This is a genomic window from Pseudomonas sp. LBUM1643 (assembly GCF_059716215.1).
This window is the reverse complement of the sequence record NZ_CP166813.1, coordinates 4,421,082-4,440,852: the sequence shown is the minus strand read 5'-3', so window position 1 is coordinate 4,440,852 and position 19,771 is coordinate 4,421,082. Positions and strand designations below refer to the sequence as shown.

Genomic DNA, 19,771 nt, shown 5'->3' with positions numbered 1-19,771 from the left:
TATCGGATTTGGATCGAACGAATGACTGACACCCGCAACGGCGAGGACAACGGCAAGCTGCTCTATTGCTCCTTCTGTGGCAAAAGCCAGCATGAAGTACGCAAGTTGATTGCCGGCCCCTCGGTCTTTATCTGCGACGAGTGCGTCGACCTGTGCAATGACATCATCCGAGAGGAGGTGCAGGAAGCCCAGGCCGAAAGCAGCGCGCATAAATTGCCTTCGCCTAAAGAAATCAGCGGCATCCTTGATCAGTATGTGATTGGTCAGGAGCGTGCGAAAAAGGTTTTGGCCGTAGCGGTGTACAACCACTACAAACGTCTGAACCAGCGTGACAAAAAGAATGACGACGTCGAACTCGGCAAGAGCAACATTTTGCTGATCGGCCCGACAGGCTCGGGTAAAACCCTGCTTGCCGAAACACTGGCTCGCTTGCTGAACGTTCCGTTCACCATCGCCGACGCAACCACCCTCACCGAGGCTGGCTACGTAGGTGAAGATGTCGAGAACATCATTCAGAAGCTGCTTCAGAAGTGCGATTACGACGTAGAAAAAGCCCAGATGGGCATTGTCTACATCGATGAAATCGACAAGATTTCGCGCAAGTCTGACAACCCGTCGATCACTCGGGACGTTTCCGGTGAAGGCGTGCAGCAGGCCCTGCTTAAATTGATCGAAGGCACGGTCGCTTCCGTTCCACCACAAGGTGGCCGCAAGCATCCGCAGCAGGAATTCCTTCAGGTCGATACACGTAACATCTTGTTCATCTGCGGTGGTGCATTCTCCGGTCTGGAAAAAGTTATCCAGAACCGTTCCACCAAAGGTGGCATCGGCTTCAACGCCGAAGTGCGCAGCAAGGAAGAAGGCAAGAAAGTGGGCGAGTCCCTGCGTGAAGTCGAGCCTGACGATCTGGTCAAGTTCGGTCTGATCCCTGAATTCGTCGGCCGTCTGCCAGTACTTGCCACGCTGGACGAGCTTGATGAGGCTGCGTTGATGCAGATTCTCACCGAGCCGAAAAATGCTCTGACCAAGCAGTATGCCAAGCTGTTCGAGATGGAAGGTGTGGACCTGGAGTTCCGGGCCGATGCGCTGAAATCCGTTGCCAAACGTGCGCTGGAACGCAAGACCGGTGCCCGTGGATTGCGATCGATTCTCGAAGGTGTATTGCTCGACACTATGTACGAAATCCCCTCGCAGTCCGAGGTGAGTAAAGTAGTGATCGATGAAAGCGTTATAGAAGGCAAGTCCAAGCCACTGTATATCTACGAAAACAGTGAGCCGGCTGCCAAGGCCGCGCCAGACGCCTAAGCGTCACGCAGCTGGAATAAAGAAGGGGCCTTCGGGCCCCTTTTCTTTTTGCGCGTTTTAACGCTGTCTTTGTGCTTGTTTTTTTCAAGGGCAGCCCCCATCTTGGTTTCAAGCTTACTTCCATCTGTTTACGGCCATATGGCCGCCGTAGAGGCGAAATCATGAAGACAACCATCGAATTGCCTCTCCTGCCATTGCGTGATGTTGTGGTTTATCCGCACATGGTTATCCCGCTGTTCGTGGGGCGCGAGAAATCCATCGAAGCCCTCGAGGCAGCGATGACGGGCGACAAGCAGATCCTTCTGCTGGCTCAGAGAAACCCTGCTGACGACGATCCCGGTGAAGAAGCACTTTATCGCGTAGGTACCATTGCGACCGTTCTGCAGCTGCTCAAGCTGCCTGATGGCACGGTCAAGGTTCTGGTCGAAGGTGAGCAGCGGGGCGCTGTAGAGCGCTTCAGCGAAGTGGATGGCCACTGTCGTGCCGAAGTCTCCCTGATCGACGAAGTCGACGCACCCGAGCGCGAATCCGAAGTATTCGTTCGTAGCTTGCTGGCGCAGTTTGAACAGTATGTTCAGCTGGGCAAGAAGGTCCCTGCGGAAGTCCTGTCGTCGCTGAACAGCATCGACGAGCCAGGTCGCCTGGTCGACACCATGGCCGCGCACATGGCCCTGAAGATCGAGCAGAAGCAGGAAATTCTCGAAATCATCGATTTGTCGGCCCGTGTCGAACACGTGCTGGCGCTGCTGGATGCCGAGATCGACTTGCTGCAAGTCGAGAAACGCATTCGCGGACGCGTCAAAAAGCAAATGGAGCGCAGTCAGCGCGAGTACTACCTGAATGAGCAGATGAAGGCCATTCAGAAAGAACTTGGCGACAGCGACGAGGGCCACAACGAAATCGAAGAGCTGAAAAAGCGCATCGATGCCGCTGGCCTGCCAAAAGATGCCCTGGCCAAAGCCCAGGGTGAACTGAACAAACTCAAGCAAATGTCGCCGATGTCTGCGGAAGCCACCGTGGTGCGGTCGTACATCGACTGGCTGGTTCAGGTGCCGTGGAAGGCACAGAGCAAAGTCCGCCTGGATCTTGCTCGTGCCGAAGACATTCTCGACGCCGACCACTACGGTCTGGAAGAAGTCAAAGAACGCATCCTCGAATACCTCGCCGTGCAAAAACGTGTGAAGAAAATTCGCGGGCCGGTGTTGTGCCTGGTCGGTCCTCCGGGTGTGGGTAAAACTTCCCTGGCCGAGTCGATCGCTCACGCCACCAACCGTAAGTTTGTGCGCATGGCACTCGGCGGCGTACGTGATGAAGCGGAAATTCGTGGTCATCGCCGTACTTACATCGGTTCGATGCCAGGAAGATTGATTCAAAAGATGACAAAGGTGGGTGTTCGCAACCCGCTGTTCCTGCTTGATGAAATCGACAAAATGGGCAGCGACATGCGTGGCGATCCAGCGTCGGCGTTGCTGGAAGTGCTCGATCCCGAGCAGAACCACAACTTCAACGATCATTACCTGGAAGTCGACTACGACCTGTCCGATGTGATGTTCCTTTGCACGTCCAACTCCATGAACATCCCGCCGGCGCTGCTGGACCGGATGGAAGTGATTCGTCTGCCGGGCTACACCGAAGACGAGAAGATCAACATTGCCGTCAAGTACCTCACGCCCAAGCAGATTACTGCTAACGGCTTGAAGAAAGGCGAGCTGGAATTCGAATCCGAAGCGATCCGCGACATCATTCGCTACTACACCCGCGAGGCCGGCGTACGCGGGCTGGAGCGTCAGATTGCCAAGGTTTGCCGCAAGACGGTCAAAGAGCATGCTCTGGAAAAACGCTTCTCGGTGACAGTCACCGCGGACATGCTGGAGCACTTCCTTGGCGTGCGTAAATTCCGCTACGGCCTGGCTGAATCACAGGATCAGATCGGTCAGGTGACCGGGCTGGCCTGGACTCAAGTGGGCGGAGAACTGCTGACCATTGAAGCTGCCGTAGTGCCTGGCAAGGGTCAATTGATCAAGACCGGTTCGTTGGGTGATGTCATGGTCGAATCGATCACTGCAGCGCTCACCGTTGTCCGCAGTCGCGCGAAGAGCCTGGGGATTCCCCTGGACTTCCACGAGAAGCGCGACACGCATATCCACATGCCAGAAGGGGCGACCCCGAAAGACGGTCCTAGCGCCGGTGTGGGCATGTGCACGGCCCTGGTGTCGGCATTGACCGGGATTCCGGTTCGCGCTGATGTCGCCATGACGGGTGAAATTACCCTGCGTGGTCAGGTATTGGCGATTGGTGGCTTGAAAGAAAAACTGCTCGCGGCTCACCGCGGTGGGATCAAGACGGTGATCATTCCTGAAGAGAACGTACGCGATCTGAAGGAAATTCCTGACAATATCAAGCAAGATCTGCAGATTAAACCAGTTAAATGGATTGACGAGGTCCTGCAAATTGCGCTGCAATACGCGCCGGAGCCCTTGCCTGATGTGGCTCCCGAGATAGTTGCAAAGGATGAAAAACGCGAGTCTGACTCTAAGGAAAGAATTAGCACGCATTAGTACGCATTTGCCTGGGGGGCTTCCTTGACAGCTTTTTAGAGCCCTTGTTATAAAGCGGCTCTTATAGTGTCTGTAGGCCATTCAGCACTCGTTTTTGCTTTCACCAAAAAACTTAGAATCATACTCAAATAGATATAAGGGGACTTAGAGTGAACAAGTCGGAACTGATTGATGCTATCGCTGCATCCGCTGATATCCCGAAAGCTGCTGCTGGCCGTGCGCTGGACGCTGTAATCGAATCCGTCACTGGCGCTCTCAAGGCTGGCGACTCTGTTGTTCTGGTTGGTTTCGGTACTTTCTCCGTGACTGATCGTCCAGCTCGCATCGGTCGTAACCCACAGACCGGTAAGACGCTGGAAATCGCAGCCGCTAAAAAGCCAGGTTTCAAAGCCGGTAAAGCGCTGAAAGAAGCTGTCAACTAAGTACGATTCAGGTTTTTGCCTATCCGGGTCGGGGTCATTCCTGACCTGGCAGCGGAGCGGTAGTCCAGTCGGTACATTGCCGGTCCGAGACACCGAGGGTCGCATGTTCGAACCCATCGGTCCGCTCCGCCAGTTACGAGAAGGCGCATCCTCGGATGCGCCTTTCTTCTATCCGGATTCTACCCACGCTCCACGGTTGCCTAAATTTGAAGTTCAACCGTTTCTGGGGGACGCATGCTGCAGAATATCAGGGACAATTCACAAGGCTGGATTGCCAAAACCATTATCGGGATCATCGTTGTACTGATGGCGTTCACCGGTGTCGAAGCCATATTCCAGGCTACGAGCAACAGCCAGGACGCGGCCAAGGTCAACGGTGAAGAAATCAGCCAGAACGAGCTGAGCCAGGCGGTTGATATGCAACGCCGTCAACTCATGCAACAGCTGGGCAAAGATTTCGACGCTTCCTTGCTCGACGAAAAAATGCTGCGCGAATCGGCTCTTAAGGGCCTGATCGATCGCAAGCTGCTGCTGCAAGGCGCGGAAGACTCGAAATTCGCTTTTTCCGAAGCCGCTTTGGACCAGGTGATCCTGCAAACGCCTGAATTCCAGGTGGACGGCAAGTTCAGTGCCGAGCGTTTCGACCAGGTTATTCGGCAGCTCGGCTACAGCCGGATGCAATTCCGCCAGATGCTGGCTCAGGAAATGCTGATTGGTCAGTTGCGCGCCGGTTTGGCGGGCAGCGGTTTTGTCACCGATGCTCAGGTGCTGGCTTTCGCCCGTCTGGAAAAACAGACCCGCGATTTCGCCACCCTCAACGTCAAAGCCGATCCTGCTGCGGTGAAGCTGACCGACGATGAGGTCAAGGCTTACTACGACGAACACGCCAAGGAATTCATGACGCCGGATCAGGTGGTCATCGACTACCTCGAATTGAAGAAGTCCTCCTTCTTTGATCAGGTCAGCGTCAATGACGAAGACCTGCAAGCGGCGTATCAGAAAGAAATCGCGAACCTGGCCGAGCAACGCCGGGCTGCGCACATTCTGATCGAAGTGAACGATAAAATGACCGAGGCGCAAGCCAAGGCCAAGATCGAAGACATCCAGGCCCGACTGGCCAAAGGCGAGAAATTCGAGGCGTTGGCCAAGGAATTCTCCCAGGATCCGGGTTCGGCCAACAACGGTGGTGACCTTGGCTACGCAGGTCCAGGTGTTTACGATCCAGCGTTCGAGACGGCGTTGTATGCGCTGAACAAGGACCAGGTTTCTGCACCGGTTCGTACGGACTTCGGTTTTCACCTGATCAAGCTGTTGGGTGTTGAAGCGCCTGAAGTGCCGACGTTTGCCAGCTTGAAAGACAAGCTGACCCGCGAGGCGAAAACCCAGCAGGTCGAGCAGCGTTTCGTCGAGGCTACCAAGCAATTGGAAGACTCGTCGTTTGAAGCTTCCGATCTGGCTCAGCCGGCTCAAGACCTGAAACTGACCGTTCACACCTCCAAGCCGTTTGGCCGTGAAGGTGGCGAAGGTGTTGCAGCCAACCGTGCCGTGATCGCTGCAGCGTTCAGCCCTGAAGTTCTGGATGAAGGTGCCAACAGCACCGCCATCGAGCTGGATCCTGAAACCGTGATCGTGCTGCGTGCCAAGGAACACTTGAAGCCTGCACAATTGCCGCTGGAAAGCGTGAATGCCAGCATTCGCCAGCAATTGGCCAAGGAACACGCCAGCGCTGCTGCGAAAACCAAGGCTGATGAGTTGATCGCCAGCCTGCGTGATGGCAAGACTCCTCTGGACAAGGCTGTTGACGGCCAAAACTGGAAAGTCACCGAGGCGGCGACTCGCGGTCAGGAAGGGATCGACCCTACCGTGCTGCAAGCGCTGTTCCGCATGCCGAAACCCGCTGCCAAGGACAAGCCGACTTTCAACAGCGTGACCCTGGCGGATGGTAGCCTGGTGATCGTGCGCTTGAACGGCGTCAACGAAGCCGCTGCACCGACCGAAGAAGAGAAGGCTCAATACCGTCGCTTCCTCGCCTCGCGCATCGGCCAGCAAGACTTTGCAGCCTACCGCAAGCAGTTGGAGAGCTCCGCAGACATCAAGCGTTTCTGATGCCTGACTGAGTGATCCGCTTAGTAAAAAGACCCCAGCCGACCAGCTGGGGTTTTCTATGGGCACAAATAAAATAATCGATGGTCAGTACCTCTGTAACTGATTCAAGACACAATCGATGTCACGCTAATCATCGATCTGTTGCACAATACGCCCCGAATCGTTTTCCTCAGGATGTTCAATGTTTAAATCATTTCCCATGCGGGTTGTCGGACTGGCGTTGGTTCTGGCCGCTGCTGCCGGTTGTTCGTCAAAAAAATCCGCGATCTATGAGCATGAGAATTTCGATGATTCCGGAACGTTTTCTCGCAATTACCCGGTGACAGATGCGCAAACGTGCGAAGCCGCTCGCAGGGCCTTGCTCAGTCAGGGCTACATCATCACCAGCAGCGATCCGAAACTGGTGAGCGGGCACAAGAGCTTCCAGCAGACCGGCGAGACCCACATGGAGATCAGCTTCAGCGTGGTCTGTGCCGATGACGGTAGCGAGGGGCATCACGCCACCATGTTTGCCAACGCCTTGCAGGACCGCTATGCGTTGAAGAAGACCAATAACTCCGCAAGTCTCGGTGTGGGTGTGCTGGGTTCGGTGTCGATGCCGATTGGTTCGTCCGATGACTCGATGGTCAAGGTCGCCAGCGAGACCGTGTCGTCCGCCAAGTTCTACGAGCGATTCTTCGCTCTGGTCGAACTGTTTCTGCCGCCTGAAGCGAAAAAGGCCGCGCACATCGTCGAGAAACCGAAAACCGATCTGGGTGTGCCTGAAGTGAAAGCTGCACCGGCGCCGTTGGCACCCACCCCAGCTCCTGCCCCGGCAGCGGCCCCCGCGCCGGTTCCGGCAGCCGAACCTGCGCCAGCACCGGTTGAAGCCGCACCTGCAGCCTCCGAGCCCGTAGCGCCACCGGCTGAATCGGCGCCGATCACTCCGGTCGATACTGCCGAGCCCGCACCATCAACGGAAACGGTAACCCCGCCTCAGGAATCGAGCCTGCCGCCACCAAGCGAGCCCATTCCTTCAGGCCAGTAAACCCCGTTTAAATTGACCGTCGTCAACCCAGGCCTTAGTCCTACGGCCTGTTCGAAAAAATCCTGTGATAAATCCATGGACGCCTGCTACGTTTTATTAGTAGCTGCTGAACGTCGTACTTAAGTGCGTCATTTTTCTTTCACGTGGGCACTTTATGCTCAAGGCGTGGGTCATTTATTCAGGCATTTTTCAAACGAGTGGTGGGGGAGTCAAAATGGACGATTATCAAGAAGAGCTGCTCGAGTATCAGGCATTCGAACTGGATCCGCTGGAACCCGCAGAGGACGCTACAGAACTGTAAACATCAGGCGGATTGGCGATGACTTCGGCGAAATTCGCCGGGTGTCTGACCGTTCCAGCGTTTGAACGCCCGTTGAAACGCCTCGGCTGATGCAAAGCCCAGCAGGTAGGCGATTTCACCGAACGCCAGTTCGGTATCGCGGATGTAGGTCATGGCCAGGTCGCGGCGAGTGTCGTTGAGGATCGCGCGAAATTGGGTACCTTCTTCGGCAAGTTTGCGGCGCAAGGTCCAGGTGGGCAGCTTCAAGCGTGCCGCCACTTCTTCCAGGTCAGGTTCCTGGCCACCATTGAGCAACGGCCCAAGCAGCTGTGTGATGCGTTCACGCAAGCTGCGCGTGCGGGTCAATTGTTCCAATTCCCTTTCACATAACTGCAGCAGGTGTCGCCAGGTACTCGGGCAGTGTTCCGGGTTGCGCAGGGCGAGGCTGGCGAGGTTCAAACGCAGCTGGTTATGTTCGCAACCAAACAGGATCGGGCATTCACCCAGCACCGCATACGCATCGATGTAAGTCGGTGCCTCGAACTCGATCTCGATGCGCTCGGCACGCAGTGGGACAGGGCTGATGCTGGACAATTGCTGCTGCCAGCCGGAGATGATCGAATCCACCACAAAGCGGTTGTAGGCGTTGTAGGGACTGATGGAATAGAACCGCAGCCACGCGCCTTGGGCATCTTCATGGAAGCTCGATTGACCACGATAGTTGGAACCGTACAGCGCTTCGAAACGAATCAGGCACCGCGCCGCCTCGCGCACCGTGGGCGCTTGGGCGGCAGTAACCCCGGCCAGGCCTGCCTGACTCAGACGACTGAGTTGACCCATGCGCAAACCCAGTGCCGGGTCGCCGGTCAGCTGAATGGCGCTGTGACCCAGGCGCATATAGCGCGGAATCGAGAGTCGGGCGCCTGCTTCGCTCAAGCGCGCAGCATCGAGGCCGTATTGTTCCAGCAATGGCTGCGGGTCCAGAGCGTGACTGTGCACGGCGTCCGCCAGGCTATGAACGAAGCCTACCGACAGATCCCCAAGGCGCATCGGCAGCGGTTTCATGGCTTACAACCACAAGTTCAGCAAACGTGCACCATGGGCGTTGCCGTCGGTGAAATGCTGCCCGTTGCTGCTGAGAAAACTTTGACCGGCACTGCCTTTGTCCCAGAACTGGCCACGCAGGAACACGCTCATGCCGGCAATGGCCTGGCTGCTGGGTGGCTGGGCCGTTAGCGTCAGGCGTTGCCAGGCCTGGCCTTCGCTGAGCTCGCCGGCCTTGAGGCTGATTGAACTCGGTGTCGACAAACCTTTGTAACCGCGCCATGGCTTGTCCCACGTTCCGCGACCGGCGACATACGCCGGCACTGCGATCAGTTGGGCGCCCTGATTGTCGAGCTTGCGGTAGTTGTCCGGATACCAGCTGTCGCTGCCGATCAATACACCCAGGCGTCCGGCAGGGGTGTCGACCACATTCAGGTCATGATCACCGTTCGCCGCGATGACATCACTTTGATCGAATACCGGGTGCATTTGACGGTGCGGTTGACCAATGGGCAGTCCGTCGCGATCGAACACGACGGAGCTGTTGAACAACGCGCCACGACCGATTTTCAGCGTACCGTCGATGACGCTCGGCTCGGGCAGCACGATGGAGCCCGCTACCAGGGTTACGCGAAATTCTTTCGCCAGGCCACCAAACAGCGCCTGGTAATCCTTGGCCATGCCTTTGGCTTTCATACGCAAGTGCGCATCATCCACGCGATTTTCACCTTTGGCGGCGATCAGCGCGCGGGCGAACTTCAATGGATTACTCACCGCCAGCCAGTTCATGGCGTCTTTCAAGGTGTTGGCCTGGTACAGCTCATCCTTCTCGCCACTGACCATCAGCCAGGTGCCGATGTGTTCAGGCAGCACGACGATGGTTTTTTCATTGAGCAGGCCTTGTTCCTGAGCCTTCTGCAAATACGCGGCCAGCTTGCGGTGCAAGCGCTCGGAGCTTTGGTAGTCGGTGGGAAACAGTTCGGGTTGGATGCCCAGCAGGTTGCCGTGGTCAGCGGGCGTCCCCTGGTCGACGGCGAGATCGATACGCAGGTCCGACAGGTAATGCCCCACCGGTCTGTCTGCGGCCCACATTGCGTAGGTCGTCAGGGCGGCAATCAATGCCATGGAAAAGGTCAGGTACAGAAGTTTGCGCATGGGAAAACAGTCAACGGCCGTGTGCAGGATTCGCGACTAGGGTAGGGCCCATGTCGCCGCTTGCCAAGGGGCGCTGCGCATTTGGATCAATAAGTTGTCAGTTACGGTCATTGAGCGACAGCGGCGCGGCTCTTAGTCTGTCGAACATGACTGATGGGAGCCGCAGAGCTCCCGCATTTTTTCCGTGATCGCTCGTTGTGGAGTTACCGATGGCCGCCGCTCATTACCCGCACCTGTTGGCCCCGCTGGACCTGGGTTTTACCACGTTGCGTAACCGCACCCTGATGGGCTCGATGCATACCGGGCTCGAAGAGAAACCGGGTGGTTTCGAGCGCATGGCGGCTTACTTTGCTGAACGTGCCCTTGGCGGCGTTGGCTTGATGGTAACGGGCGGCATTGGCCCGAACGACGAGGGTGGTGTGTACTCCGGGGCGGCCAAGCTGACCACCGAGGAAGAAGCGCTCAAACACCAGATCGTCACCCGTGCAGTGCACGAGGCGGGCGGCAAGATCTGCATGCAGATCCTCCACGCCGGGCGCTATGCCTACAGCCCGAAACAAGTCGCGCCGAGTGCGATTCAGGCGCCTATCAACCCGTTCAAGCCTAAAGAGCTGGACGAGGAGGGTATCGAGAAGCAAATCAGTGATTTCGTGACCTGCTCGAACCTGGCGCAAAAAGCCGAGTACGACGGTGTCGAAATCATGGGCTCGGAAGGTTATTTCATTAACCAGTTCCTCGCCGCCCACACCAACCATCGCACCGACCGTTGGGGTGGCAGCTACGAAAACCGCATGCGCCTGCCGGTAGAGATCGTGCGCCGAGTGCGCGAAGCCGTCGGCCCGAATTTCATCATTATTTTCCGCCTGTCGATGCTTGACCTGGTGGAAGGCGGCAGCACCTGGGAAGAAATCGTGACCCTGGCCAAGGCCATCGAACAGGCCGGGGCAACGATCATCAACACCGGCATCGGCTGGCACGAAGCGCGGATTCCGACCATTGCCACCAAGGTTCCGCGCGCGGCATTCAGCAAGGTCACGGCCAAGCTGCGGGGTTCGGTGAGCATTCCATTGATCACCACCAACCGCATCAACACGCCGGAAGTCGCCGAGCAGATTCTCGCCGAAGGCGACGCCGATATGGTGTCCATGGCACGGCCATTCCTTGCCGACCCGGATTTCGTCAACAAGGCTGCCGCTGGCCGTGGCGATGAAATCAACACGTGCATCGGTTGCAACCAGGCCTGCCTGGACCACACGTTCGGTGGCAAGTTGACCAGTTGCCTGGTGAACCCTCGGGCCTGTCATGAAACCGAGCTCAACTACCTGCCAGTGAAGCAGATCAAGAAAATCGCGGTCGTCGGTGCCGGTCCCGCAGGTTTATCGGCAGCGACCGTGGCGGCGGAGCGTGGTCATCAGGTGACGCTGTTCGATTCGGCCAGCGAAATCGGTGGTCAGTTCAACATCGCCAAGCGCGTACCGGGCAAGGAAGAGTTTTTCGAAACCCTGCGTTATTTCGGCCGCAAATTGCAGACCACCCACGTCGAGGTGTGCCTGAACACCCGCGTCGATGTGGCCACACTGGTGGCAGGCGGTTACGACGAGATCATCCTCGCCACGGGTATCGCCCCAAGAACGCCGGCCATTCCCGGTGTCGAGAATGCCAAGGTGTTGAGCTACCTGGACGTGATCCTGGAGCGCAAACCGGTGGGCAAGCGTGTCGCCGTCATTGGCGCGGGTGGTATTGGGTTTGACGTGTCGGAATTCCTCGTGCATCAGGGCGTGTCCACCAGTCTTGACCGTGAAGCATTCTGGAAAGAATGGGGCATCGACACTCATCTGGAAGCGCGTGGCGGCGTTGCCGGCATCAAGGCCGAGCCACATGCTCCGGCCCGCGAAGTGTTCCTGCTGCAACGCAAGAAATCCAAGGTGGGCGACGGCCTGGGTAAAACCACTGGCTGGATTCACCGTACGGGTCTTAAAAACAAGCAGGTGCAGATGCTCAACAGCGTCGAATACCTGAAGATCGACGATGAAGGTTTGCACATCCGCATCGGTGAAACCGGTGAGCCGCAGGTGCTGGCAGTGGACAATATCGTAATCTGTGCCGGTCAGGATCCATTGCGCGAGTTGCAGGACGGCTTGACTGCCGCGGGTCAGAATGTGCATTTGATCGGTGGTGCGGACGTGGCGGCAGAGCTCGATGCCAAGCGCGCGATCAACCAGGGTTCGCGGTTGGCTGCCGAGTTGTAACTTTCGAAAATCCATGTGGCAGCTGGCGCAGCCTGCGTCCGGCTGCCGTGTGGCGAGGGGATTTATCCCCGCTGGGTCGCGCAGCGGCTCCAAAATCTTCACGACTGCTGCGCAGCCGAACGGGGATAAATCCCCTCGCCACACGGCAGCCGGACGCAGGCTGCGCCAGCTGCTACAAGGCCTGCGCTGACTGATAGACTTGGTTCTTTTCCAGATCGCGCACTGCCAATGCTTTTTCCCTCTTCCAGCTGGCTTCCCCCCATACCCCTTGAGCTCGTAAATTTCGACTGGCTTACCCACGCCGGTATCGAACTGGCGATTCTGCGTCTTGACCAGATCGATCCGCTGATCAGCGGCAACAAGTGGTTCAAGCTCACCGAGCATCTAAAGGCGGCCGACCAGTGCGCGGCCAAAGGCATCATCAGTCTCGGTGGTGCGCATTCCAACCACCTGCATGCACTGGGCGCCGCTGGTAAGCGCTTTGGGTTTCCCACTGTAGGCCTGTTGCGCGGTCACCCCCAGGACACTCCCACGGTCGAAGACCTTCACGCGTTCGGTATGCAGTTGCATTGGCTGGGTTATGGCGGTTATCGAGCGCGGAACACGCCGGGTTTCTGGTTGCCCTGGCAGGCGCAGTATCCGGATTTTCAAGCGGTGCCCGAAGGCGGCGGTGGGCTTCTGGGCGCGCGAGGTTGCATGCAGCTCAAGGCTGCCGTCCACGATCAATTGCACAGTGTGGGATGGGGTGATTACGACGGTTGGTGGCTGGCTTGCGGTACCGGAACCACCTTGGCCGGTTTGGTTTTGGCGGAAGCGGGCGAGCATCCGGTGTATGGCGCACTGGCGGTGCCTGATGATCATGGCGTGGCGCAGCAGGTCGAATCGATTGTGCAAGAAGCGGGCTTGCGACAGCCCGTGTACGAACTGCTCAATGCGAGCCGCGGTGGCTTTGCCAAAGTCGATCCGCTGTTGCTCGAATTCATCGCGCAGGCTGAACAGACCAGCGGAGTTCCCCTCGAACCGCTATACACCGGCAAGGCACTGCTGGCGCTCAAGCAGCAGGTGGAAGCCGGACGGTTCAAGAAAGGTACTCGACTGATCTTCGTCCACACCGGCGGCTTGCAGGGGCGCCGAGGGTTTATCACGAAGCTCTGATGGCGCCGCAAACCATTGTGGGAGTGAGCCTGCTCGCGATAGCGGAGTGTCAATCGGCTCAATGTTATCTGACACTGCGCTATCGCGAGCAGGCTTGCTCCCACAGGTGACAGTTCCCGGTGGTGTCAGCTATCGCGGCTCACCCGTTTGGGCATCATCCGCAGAAGGGTGTTATCGCGCACCACGTAATGGTGATAAATCCCCGCCAACGCATGCAGGCCGATCAGCCAGTAGCCGATCGTGCCGCCCAGCACGTGCCAGCCCTCGATCTGTTTCGCCAGCGCCTTGTCTTCCGCGACCAGCATCGGCAGGTCGAAGCCGTAGAACATCACCTGATGGCCTTTGGCGCTGGTCACCAGCCATCCCAGAATCGGCATGGCAATCATGAAAATATACAGCGCCCAGTGCATTAGTTTGGCCAATACCGTCTGCCACTGAGGCGATGCCGGGAAGATTTTCGGCGCCGGGCCGAGGCTGCGCGCGAACAGGCGTAGCCAGACCAACACAAACACCGTCAGGCCAAGCATGAAATGCGATTCAGTGATCAGCGTCCGGCCGCCACTGCCCTTGGGAAAGATCCCGCGAAATTCAATGCAGGCATACACCAGTGCCAATAGGATTAGCATCAACCAATGCAACGTGATCGATACGGTGCTGTAGCGTGATTCGGAGTTCGTCCAGGGCATACGGGTGTTCCTCACAGGTCGGTTCCAGCGTCACCGTTCTCATTCGACGGCGTGCTTTAACTGTAAGCCTGTTTCATCAGGTTTTCCTGAGGCTATCGACCTTTCAATGCTCTGGCTCAACAGATTGGCCACAAAAAAGCGCCAGTTCCGCCGAGGAACTGGCGCTTTCAAATCACCCGGGAGATTTGATCAGCTGCTTTGTGGCATTTCACCGTTTGCCAGGCGCTTGTTGATATCGGCGATCACCTCCGGCAAATCGGCGATGGTATCGATCATGTAGTGCGGGCGAGAGTCTTCGAACAGCCCGTGGATACGCTTGCGCTCGCTGTCCAGCTGGTCGCTGCCGAGGGCGCGGAAACCTTCATAATCCAGGCCCAATGCGTTACCCGAGCAGATCAGTGCCACAGTCCACATGCCGGCGCGACGACCTTCAAGGATGCCCGGCACCGTGTCATCGATTTTCACGCAGGCTGCCACATCGTCGATCCCCAGGGCGATGACGTTGGCCAGCGCCTGGGCAGGCCATGGGCGACCGTTCGGCACTTCATCGGTGGCCACGACGTGGTCGGCGATGTAGCCATTGGTTGCGGCAAGTTCCACCACTTTGTCCATGACCTGTTTCGGGTAACCGGAGCAGGAACCGATCTTGATACCTTGCTGGCGCAGGTTGGCGATGGTGTCCAGCGCGCCCGGAATCAATGCCGAGTGCTCAGCGATCTTTTCAATCTGCAAAGGCATGAAGCGTTTGTAGATGGCGGTAACGTCATCGTCGGTTGGTGTGCGGCCGAACACCGCGCGATAACGCTCTGCCACTTGCGGTTGGTTGCACAGGGTGCGGATGTGATCCCACTTGCCCATGCCCATCGGACCGCGGGCTTCTTCGATCGACACCTGGACGTCGAATTCGGCGAAGGCCTCGACAAAAATCTGCGTCGGCGCGAAAGAACCGAAATCGACCACGGTGCCGGCCCAGTCGAGGATCGCGGCCTGGAGTTTGGTGGGGTTTGCGTAGTTCATGTCTTGAATCCTCTATTGGGGGAATGGTGATCCCTGTAGCAGCTGCCGAGCCTGCGAGGCTGCGTTCGGCTGCGAAGCAGTCGTAAAACCTGACCACACAATTCACCTGAAACACCGCAGTGGATGGTTTACGACTGCTGCGCAGCCGAACGCAGCCTCGCAGGCTCGGCAGCTGCTACAGGTGTAAGTCATCAGATTTCCAGCACTTCCATCTCTCGCAACACTTCACCGACCGCCGCCACGGCCGCGTGCATCTCGGCCTGGTTCACGTAGCCGATGCAACCGACGCGGAACGTTTCAACCCGGGTCAGCTTTCCGGGATAAAGAATGAAACCCTTGGCTTTCACGCGCTCGTAGAACTCCTTGAACTGGTAGCGCGGGTCTTTCGGCGCGTGGAACGTCACAATGATCGGCGCCTGGATCGCGGCCGGCAGGAAGCTGCGCAAGCCCAAACGGGCCATGTCATCCAGCAGCACCTGGCAATTGTTCGCATAGCGCTGATACCGGGCCGGCAAGCCGCCTTCTTCGTTGTATTGCAGCAGGGCTTCATGCAGCGCCGCGACCACGTGAGTCGGCGGAGTGAAGCGCCATTGGCCGGTCTTGACCATGTAGGCGTGCTGGTCGTAAAGGTCCATCGCCAGGGAGTGGGAATTGCCGGCGGCATTTGCCAGGGATTCTTTGCGAGCGAACACGAACCCCATACCCGGTACGCCCTCCAGGCATTTGCCCGAGGCGGCGATCAACGCGTCAAACGGCACCTGCTGCGCATCGATAGGCAGGGCTCCGAAGGAACTCATGGCGTCGATGATCAGGCGTTTGCCGTGCTGCGCAACGACTTGGGCGATGTCGGGCAGCGGGTTGAGGATGCCGGTGCTGGTTTCGCAGTGGATCAGCGCGATGTGAGTAATGCTGGTATCGGCGTGAAGCAGGCGATCCACGTCGGCGTCGGTGGTCGGTTCGTCTTCGGCGGTTTCGAAGGTGCTGAACGAGCGACCCAGTACTTCACAGATTTTCGCCAGGCGTTTGCCATAGGCACCGTTGATCAGCACCAGGACCTTGCCGTCACGGGGTACCAGGGTGCCGATTGCCGCTTCGACCGCGAAGGTCCCGCTGCCTTGCAGAGGTACACAGTGATGGCTTTCGGCGCCATTGATGATGGTTAGCAGTTGCTCGCATACGCTGGCGGTCAGTTGATTGAACCGGTCATCCCATGAACCCCAGTCGACCATCATGGCCTGACGGGTGCGGGCTGACGTGGTCAATGGGCCGGGGGTGAGCAGGATGGGGTCGGCAGTACTCAATCTCGTGTCCTCGTAATCGATGGGCTAACGCTACGGGGCTTAAATTGCAATTTGCCGTGCTATCAATCAAATTGTTTGTTGTTATGCCAGCCATCAGTGAGAGTTATTTATGAACTTGTTCCAGCTTCGCGCGTTCGATGCCGTGGCCCGCGAAGGCAGTTTTACGCGGGCTGCTGCGCGGTTGTTCATCAGCCAGCCAGCAGTCACCGGGCACATCAAGGCGCTGGAAGAGCATTACCAGATCACGTTGTTGCGACGCACGGCGCGACGGGTGGAGCTGACGGAGGAGGGGATAAAGCTCGCCGCCATCACCCGTGCGATGTTTGGTCTTGCTGATGAGGCTCAGGTGATGCTGGAGGCGAATCGACAGCTATTGACCGGGCGTCTGGAGGTGGCCGCGGACGGGCCGCACCTGGTCATGCCGATGCTGGCCAGCTTGCGTGCGAGGTATCCGGGCGTCACGGTGAACCTGCGCTTGGGCAATGCTCAGGAAACCCTGACCGCGCTGTTGTCAGAGCATGCCGACGTGGCGGTGCTGACCGAGGTTGAGCCGCGCAAGGGGCTGCACTTGCAGGCGTTGAGCGAATCGCGGATCTGCGCGCTGGTGCCAGCGGGGCATCCATGGGCGCAGCGTTCGAAGGCCGTGCACATCGAGGAATTGGATCAGGTGATCATGGTATTGCGTGAGCAGGGCTCGGTGACCCGGAGCACGTTTGATGACGCCTGTGCTCAAGCGAAGGTTAATCCGCGCGTACTGCTGGAGCTGGACAGCCGTGAGGCGGTAACGGAAGCGGTGGCCGCAGAGCTGGGGGTTGGCGTGGTGTCTTCGGTGGAGGTGAGCCACGACCCGAGGGTGGTGGCGGTCTCGATTATCGGTGACGGGCTGGTTAACCGGCACCTGATCGGGTGCATGGAACGGCGCCGGAATTTGCGGTTGATACAGGCGTTTCTGGCGTTGGCCCCCGCAATGAATTGACCGCGGTCCTGTAGGAGCTGCCGAAGGCTGCGATCTTTTGATCTTTTTTTTTAACATCCAGATCAAAAGATCGCAGCCTTCGGCAGCTCCTACAGGGGATCTGTATTGATCCAGATGCAAGGTTTGACTTAGCGATTGATTAACCAGTCAAACAGCAGATCGCTGTTGGCATTGTGTTGCGGAGCAGGCTTCGTCCGCCGGGATTGTCTGCTGCCAGCCCACATCACCGGGCGATCCGGGTCGCTGTCGAGAAAACTGACGAATACGTCAGTACCGGCTTCCGGCAGTCCGACAAGGTTCGAGTGAGCGTCCGGTGTCGCGCAGACGATGGGCACCCACATGCCGTCGAGCTCTTCCGGATCGGGTTCGGACGTTGGCCACAACCTGACCTGAACGCGACCTTGATCATCCCGTGTGGCGGGGTGTCCTGGACGGCCAAGTACGCGCGCGGGTTGGTACCCTGGAATGCGGGTTTTGGTCCTCGCGACTGGCGGCCGGAAAACCGTTGACCATGGAATGGCGGTGAATTGATTGTGGTAACTCGCTGCAAGGGTGTCGTGAGCCAGAATCGAGGGATGCTGCCCGTGGTGCCGGACCTCGGTGAGCAGCCACTGATCGTTGAAGCTCATGATGGGATGCTCTGATACCTGGACAATCCGTGCGCTGCGCAATGCAGTCTGTGTGCTTTCACCATGGATTTGCTGCGGTGTGCAGCGCAGGCGCTCCAGTTGCCGTTGGCTGCATTGCTCGTGATGAACCTGCTCGGGAGTGGACAGAACGGCAGTTCGCGATGCCTTGGTGAAGGCGTGGTTGGCGGCATCGCCAAGCGTGTCGGGTATACCGCGATTTTTCGCCTGCCGTTGTGCGTGCGAGTGCAGGGCATCGTGGCGCTGATACAACCGCGTAATCGTTGACGCCGCGTTGAGGTCATCCCCCTCATGTTGGAAAGGCGTCAGTTGCGGGTCCTGAGGGAAACTCAGGCCGTCATCCGCCAGCACCAGCACGTGGCCGTTCCGGTGATGTTCGAAGTGAAAGTGGATGCCTTCTTCTTCGCACAGTCGCTGCAACAGGTCCAGATCACTTTCCTCGTACTGAATGCAAAAAGGCCGGGGTGGATACTGGCCGTTCAGCTCGATGCGATAGCTCTCTTCGGGCAGTTCATTTTTCTCCAGTAATTGACGCAGGATGGTCGGCACATCGAGGTGATGAAACACCCGGCGGCAGGTGTCTGATTCCAGCCTTTGAAGGTAGGGAACCACTGTCAGCGTGTAGCCGATCTGGAGCGATCCCTGATGCTCGCGTGTGGTGCTGTGGACACTGCCATGAATACCATCGCCGTTTCCCAGATCGAGAAAAACCGGTTTTCGCAGCAGCCTGCCGAAGTCCATGGCCGGTGCCATGGCAATCACCTCGATCTCGAAACGATAGAGCTGATTGAGTCCTTCAAAACCCTTGAACCGCACTGCCTGAAGCGTCAGATCGCCCTCCAGTAGAGTGAGCGTGAAGGGGCTTTCCTTGTCGTTATGCATAGGGCGCGCTTCTGCTGTGAGTACGGATGCAGAGGGTACGAAACCGCAGCAGATTAGGGACGCGGCAATCGACTTTTCAGAAACGCCCTACAACCCTCGGTGAAGAAGCCGATCTGTCTGTCGGTGAAGGTGGAATTTTTGGTCGATTGCCAACTTTAGGCCGTATAAACTTGCGCAAAGCGTCGGCCAATAGATGTCTCGGCGCCACAGATAAGAGAGTGAGTAATGGGCGCACAGTGGAAGGTTAAACACAAAGAAGCGGCATCTAACGCCAAAGGGAAGATTTTCGGCAAACTGGTGAAAGAAATCACCATCGCTGCGCGTAACGGTGCCGATGTGACAACAAACGCGCACTTGCGCCTGGTGGTTGAACAGGCCAAAAAAGCTTCGATGCCCCGTGAAACCCTGGAGCGGGCGATCAAGAAAGGTTCGGGCCAGCTCGGCGAGACGGTGCAGTACCATCGCGTAACGTATGAAGGGTTCGCGCCGCATCAGGTGCCCCTGATCGTTGAATGCGTGACCGATAACATCAACCGCACGGTCGCTGAAATCCGCGTTGCGTTCCGCAAGGGCCAACTGGGCGCTTCGGGTTCGGTGTCCTGGGACTTCAACCATGTCGGCATGATCGAGGCGTCCCCGGACAGCCCTGACGCCGATCCGGAAATGGCCGCGATCGAAGCGGGTGCCCAGGATTTCGAGCCAGGCGAAGAAGAGGGGACCACCTTGTTCCTGACCGAGCCGGCGGACCTTGATGCGGTACAGAAAGCGCTGCCCGAGCAGGGCTTCACGGTGTTGTCGGCAAAACTGGGCTATCAGCCGAAGAACCCGGTCAGCGGTTTGAGCGACGAGCAAATGGCTGAAGTCGAAGCCTTCCTCGAAGGTCTGGATAACCATGATGACGTGCAGGACATGTTTGTCGGGTTGGCGGGTTGATTTGAACTGTATGCAATGACAAATGTGG

General features: G+C 57.7%; 16 protein-coding genes. 10 read left to right on the top strand and 6 right to left on the bottom strand.

Translation table 11 applies throughout. The annotated features are described in order from the left end of the window. Nucleotides 1-21: 21 nt before the first annotated feature. The 6 genes from clpX (at nt 22) to ACA063_RS19980 (ending at nt 7,719) form a co-directional block, all read left to right on the top strand. A complete protein-coding gene (gene clpX / locus ACA063_RS20005; RefSeq protein WP_007946893.1) occupies nt 22-1,305 on the top strand; it encodes an ATP-dependent Clp protease ATP-binding subunit ClpX in 1,284 nt (427 codons plus the stop codon). Nucleotides 1,306-1,466: 161 nt separating this feature from the next. Further along, nucleotides 1,467-3,863, top strand: coding sequence for an endopeptidase La (gene lon / locus ACA063_RS20000; RefSeq protein WP_162440174.1), 2,397 nt, complete (start codon nt 1,467-1,469; stop codon nt 3,861-3,863). 149 nt (nt 3,864-4,012) lie between these two features. Continuing rightward, the gene (locus ACA063_RS19995) at nt 4,013-4,285 is read left to right on the top strand and encodes an HU family DNA-binding protein (RefSeq protein WP_002552737.1); all 273 of its coding nucleotides are present in this window, start codon (nt 4,013-4,015) and stop codon (nt 4,283-4,285) included. 234 nt (nt 4,286-4,519) lie between these two features. Further along, on the top strand, nt 4,520-6,391 hold the full coding sequence (locus ACA063_RS19990; protein WP_497663071.1) for a SurA N-terminal domain-containing protein: 1,872 nt from the start codon (nt 4,520-4,522) through the stop codon (nt 6,389-6,391). Nucleotides 6,392-6,572: 181 nt separating this feature from the next. Next, nucleotides 6,573-7,418, top strand: a complete 846-nt coding sequence (locus ACA063_RS19985; RefSeq protein ID WP_497663070.1) for a DUF2242 domain-containing protein — start codon at nt 6,573-6,575, stop codon at nt 7,416-7,418. A 154-nt stretch (nt 7,419-7,572) separates the two neighbouring features. Next, complete coding sequence (locus ACA063_RS19980; RefSeq protein ID WP_497663069.1) at nt 7,573-7,719, top strand: hypothetical protein; 147 nt, start codon at nt 7,573-7,575, stop codon at nt 7,717-7,719. A gap of 3 nt (nt 7,720-7,722) precedes the next feature. Here ACA063_RS19980 and ACA063_RS19975 read toward each other — a convergent pair whose 3' ends face one another. Both ACA063_RS19975 and ACA063_RS19970 read right to left on the bottom strand, forming a co-directional pair. Then, complete coding sequence (locus tag ACA063_RS19975) at nt 7,723-8,763, bottom strand: AraC family transcriptional regulator (protein WP_497663068.1); 1,041 nt, start codon at nt 8,761-8,763, stop codon at nt 7,723-7,725. 3 nt (nt 8,764-8,766) lie between these two features. Next, nucleotides 8,767-9,897 carry a carbon-nitrogen hydrolase family protein gene (locus ACA063_RS19970; protein WP_497663067.1) on the bottom strand — a complete coding sequence of 377 codons (1,131 nt, stop codon included), beginning with the start codon at nt 9,895-9,897 and terminating at the stop codon, nt 8,767-8,769. 209 nt (nt 9,898-10,106) lie between these two features. On the opposite strand from ACA063_RS19970, the gene ACA063_RS19965 reads away from it, so the two are divergent. Beyond that, entirely contained in the window at nt 10,107-12,146 is a 2,040-nt protein-coding gene (locus tag ACA063_RS19965) for an oxidoreductase (RefSeq protein ID WP_497663066.1), read from the top strand. Nucleotides 12,147-12,374: 228 nt separating this feature from the next. After that, complete coding sequence (locus ACA063_RS19960; protein WP_497663065.1) at nt 12,375-13,301, top strand: 1-aminocyclopropane-1-carboxylate deaminase/D-cysteine desulfhydrase; 927 nt, start codon at nt 12,375-12,377, stop codon at nt 13,299-13,301. A gap of 125 nt (nt 13,302-13,426) precedes the next feature. Here ACA063_RS19960 and ACA063_RS19955 read toward each other — a convergent pair whose 3' ends face one another. The 3 genes from ACA063_RS19955 to ACA063_RS19945 form a co-directional block, all read right to left on the bottom strand. After that, a complete protein-coding gene (locus tag ACA063_RS19955; RefSeq protein WP_497663064.1) occupies nt 13,427-13,987 on the bottom strand; it encodes a cytochrome b in 561 nt (186 codons plus the stop codon). Between the two features lie 189 nt (nt 13,988-14,176). Continuing rightward, nucleotides 14,177-15,004 (bottom strand): phosphonoacetaldehyde hydrolase, encoded by an 828-nt coding sequence (gene phnX, locus ACA063_RS19950; protein ID WP_497663063.1) that lies wholly within the window; start codon nt 15,002-15,004, stop codon nt 14,177-14,179. A 191-nt stretch (nt 15,005-15,195) separates the two neighbouring features. Continuing rightward, entirely contained in the window at nt 15,196-16,305 is a 1,110-nt protein-coding gene (locus ACA063_RS19945; RefSeq protein WP_497663062.1) for a 2-aminoethylphosphonate--pyruvate transaminase, read from the bottom strand. Nucleotides 16,306-16,414: 109 nt separating this feature from the next. Here ACA063_RS19945 and ACA063_RS19940 point away from each other — a divergent pair, with 109 nt between their 5' ends. Next, entirely contained in the window at nt 16,415-17,281 is an 867-nt protein-coding gene (locus tag ACA063_RS19940; RefSeq protein WP_497663061.1) for a LysR substrate-binding domain-containing protein, read from the top strand. Between the two features lie 128 nt (nt 17,282-17,409). On the opposite strand, the gene ACA063_RS19935 is transcribed toward ACA063_RS19940, so the two are convergent. Continuing rightward, nucleotides 17,410-18,810: a type VI secretion system Vgr family protein gene (locus ACA063_RS19935; RefSeq protein ID WP_497663060.1), complete on the bottom strand. Its 1,401-nt coding sequence runs from the start codon at nt 18,808-18,810 to the stop codon at nt 17,410-17,412. A gap of 225 nt (nt 18,811-19,035) precedes the next feature. Here ACA063_RS19935 and ACA063_RS19930 point away from each other — a divergent pair, with 225 nt between their 5' ends. Then, nucleotides 19,036-19,743 carry a YebC/PmpR family DNA-binding transcriptional regulator gene (locus ACA063_RS19930; RefSeq protein ID WP_194692419.1) on the top strand — a complete coding sequence of 236 codons (708 nt, stop codon included), beginning with the start codon at nt 19,036-19,038 and terminating at the stop codon, nt 19,741-19,743. Nucleotides 19,744-19,771 lie beyond the last annotated feature (28 nt).

Bases quoted from the DNA above. Each gene is read 5' to 3' on its own strand.
- clpX (WP_007946893.1), top strand. From the start codon at position 22: ATGACTGACACCCGCAACGGCGAGGACAACGGCAAGCTGCTCTATTGC.
- lon (WP_162440174.1), top strand. From the start codon at position 1,467: ATGAAGACAACCATCGAATTGCCTCTCCTGCCATTGCGTGATGTTGTG.
- ACA063_RS19990 (WP_497663071.1), top strand. From the start codon at position 4,520: ATGCTGCAGAATATCAGGGACAATTCACAAGGCTGGATTGCCAAAACC.
- ACA063_RS19985 (WP_497663070.1), top strand. From the start codon at position 6,573: ATGTTTAAATCATTTCCCATGCGGGTTGTCGGACTGGCGTTGGTTCTG.
- ACA063_RS19980 (WP_497663069.1), top strand. From the start codon at position 7,573: ATGCTCAAGGCGTGGGTCATTTATTCAGGCATTTTTCAAACGAGTGGT.
- ACA063_RS19975 (WP_497663068.1), bottom strand. From the start codon at position 8,763: ATGAAACCGCTGCCGATGCGCCTTGGGGATCTGTCGGTAGGCTTCGTT.
- ACA063_RS19970 (WP_497663067.1), bottom strand. From the start codon at position 9,897: ATGCGCAAACTTCTGTACCTGACCTTTTCCATGGCATTGATTGCCGCC.
- ACA063_RS19965 (WP_497663066.1), top strand. From the start codon at position 10,107: ATGGCCGCCGCTCATTACCCGCACCTGTTGGCCCCGCTGGACCTGGGT.
- ACA063_RS19960 (WP_497663065.1), top strand. From the start codon at position 12,375: ATGCTTTTTCCCTCTTCCAGCTGGCTTCCCCCCATACCCCTTGAGCTC.
- ACA063_RS19955 (WP_497663064.1), bottom strand. From the start codon at position 13,987: ATGCCCTGGACGAACTCCGAATCACGCTACAGCACCGTATCGATCACG.
- phnX (WP_497663063.1), bottom strand. From the start codon at position 15,004: ATGAACTACGCAAACCCCACCAAACTCCAGGCCGCGATCCTCGACTGG.
- ACA063_RS19940 (WP_497663061.1), top strand. From the start codon at position 16,415: ATGAACTTGTTCCAGCTTCGCGCGTTCGATGCCGTGGCCCGCGAAGGC.
- ACA063_RS19935 (WP_497663060.1), bottom strand. From the start codon at position 18,810: ATGCATAACGACAAGGAAAGCCCCTTCACGCTCACTCTACTGGAGGGC.
- ACA063_RS19930 (WP_194692419.1), top strand. From the start codon at position 19,036: ATGGGCGCACAGTGGAAGGTTAAACACAAAGAAGCGGCATCTAACGCC.